Source organism: Mycobacterium sp., assembly GCF_035499775.1.
GTDB lineage: Bacteria > Actinomycetota > Actinomycetes > Mycobacteriales > Mycobacteriaceae > Mycobacterium.
The window spans coordinates 1-2,283 of the sequence record NZ_DATJYB010000202.1 but is presented as its reverse complement, the minus strand read 5'-3'; the positions used below and the strand labels follow the sequence as shown (position 1 = coordinate 2,283).

Genomic DNA, 2,283 nt, shown 5'->3' with positions numbered 1-2,283 from the left:
CCGGCTGTTCCGGCAGTTCTCCTTCCCCGGCGGGATCCCCTCGCACGCGGCGCCGGAGACGCCGGGCTCCATCCACGAGGGCGGCGAGCTCGGCTACGCGCTGGTGCACGCCTACGGTGCGGCGTTCGACAACCCCGACCTGGTGGTCGCCTGCGTGATCGGGGACGGTGAGGCCGAGACCGGTCCGCTGGCCGCCGGCTGGCACTCGAACAAGTTCCTCAACCCGGCCGTCGACGGCGCGGTGCTGCCGATCCTGCACCTCAACGGCTACAAGATCGCCAACCCGACGGTGCTGGCCCGCATCCCCGAGGCCGAGCTGGAGGCGCTGATGCGCGGCTACGGCTACCGGCCGATCATTGTCGCCGGTGACGACCCGGCCGACGTGCATCAGCAAATGGCCGCCGCGCTGGACGACGCGTTCGACGACATCGTCGCCATCCAGCGCGCCGCCCGCTCCGGCGAGCGGACCGAGCGGCCGGTGTGGCCGATGATCGTGCTGCGCACGCCCAAGGGCTGGACCGGGCCGAAGGTGGTCGACGGCCAGCGCGTGGAGGGCACCTGGCGTTCGCACCAGGTGCCGCTGGCCGGGACGCACGAGAACCCCGAGCACCGCGCGCAGCTGGAAGAGTGGCTGCGCAGCTACCGCGCCGAGGAGTTGTTCGACGAGCACGGCGCGCTGCGTGCGGAGCTCAAGGCGGTTGCGCCGCAAGGCGATCGGCGGATGAGCGCCAATCCGCACGCCAACGGCGGAGTGTTGCTGCGCGACCTGGACTTACCCGATTTCCGCGACTACGCGGTTGACGTGCCCGAACCGGCCGTCTCGACGCATGAGGCCACCCGCGTGCTCGGCACGTTCCTGCGGGATGTCATCACCCGCAACCTCGACAACTTCCGCCTGATGGGGCCCGACGAGACCGCGTCCAACCGGCTGTCGGCCGTTTTCGAGTCGACCGACAAGGTCTGGCTCTCGGCGACCGGGCCAGACGACGACCACCTGGCCCCCGACGGCCGGGTGATGGAGGTGCTGTCCGAGCACCTGTGCCAGGGCTGGCTGGAGGGTTATCTGCTGACCGGCCGCCACGGCCTGTTCAACTGCTACGAGGCGTTCGTGCACATCGTCGACTCCATGTTCAACCAGCATGCGAAATGGCTGTCCACGAGCCGCGAACTGCCCTGGCGGCGGCCGATCGCCTCGCTCAACTACCTGCTGAGCTCGCACGTGTGGCGTCAGGACCACAACGGTGCGTCGCATCAGGACCCCGGGTTCATCGACCTGGTAGCCAACAAGCGCGCCGAGGTGGTGCGGGTCTACCTGCCACCGGACGGCAACACGTTGCTGTCGGTCGCCGACCACTGCCTGCGCAGCCGCGACTACGTCAACGTGATCGTCGCCGGCAAGCAACAGGCGCTGTCGTACCTGTCGATGGACGACGCGATCCTGCACTGCACCCGCGGGCTGGGGATCTGGCAGTGGGCCAGTTCGGCTGTTGGCGAGCCTGACGTGGTGCTGGCGTGCGCCGGGGACATCCCGACGCTGGAGACGCTGGCGGCCGCCGACATTCTGCGCCGAGAACTGCCCGACCTGCAGGTGCGGGTGGTCAACGTCGTCGACCTGATGCGGTTGCAGCCGGAGTCCGAGCACCCGCATGGGTTGCCCGACAGGGAGTTTGATGCGCTGTTCACCAGCGACAAGCCGATCATCTTCGCCTACCACGGCTATCCGTGGCTGATCCACCGGCTCACCTATAGCCGGACCAATCATTCGCAGATCCATGTGCGCGGATTCAAGGAGCGCGGCACCACGACGACGCCGTTCGACATGGTGATGCTCAACGACCTGGACCGGTTCCACCTGGTGATGGACGTCATCGACCGGGTGGACGGGTTGGGCAGCCGGGCCGCCATGCTGCGGCAGCGGATGGCCGACGCCCGGCTGGCCGCACGCCGCTACACCCGCGAGCACGGTGAGGACGACCCGCAGATCTCGGGGTGGACCTGGCAGCGGAGCGAGTGACGGCCCGCCGGCGCTACCCTGAGCGGGTGTCGAAGGTGTTGTCGGTCAACGTCGCACGGCCCAGGGAAAACCCCGATCCCCGCGCGCAGTCGAACGTGACCGGGATCGACAAGCGAGCCGCAACTGAGGCGGTCATGGTTCGTGCACCAGGGCCTATGCATGGCGGTCTCGGCAGCGGGCTGGTCGGCGACACGATCGGCAATCCAAGAGTCCACGGCGGTGACGACCAGGCCGTCTACGCCTACGCACGAGAAGACCTCGACGCCTGG

General features: G+C 68.6%; 1 protein-coding gene and 1 pseudogene. Both read left to right on the top strand.

Translation table 11 applies throughout. From position 1 onward, the window contains the following. On the top strand, window positions 1–2,014 hold a 2,014-nt coding region (locus VML93_RS13580), incomplete at its 5' end, for a phosphoketolase family protein (protein ID WP_325611327.1). A gap of 35 nt (window positions 2,015–2,049) precedes the next feature. Then, window positions 2,050–2,283: pseudogene (locus VML93_RS13575) on the top strand (MOSC domain-containing protein); the annotation flags it as partial.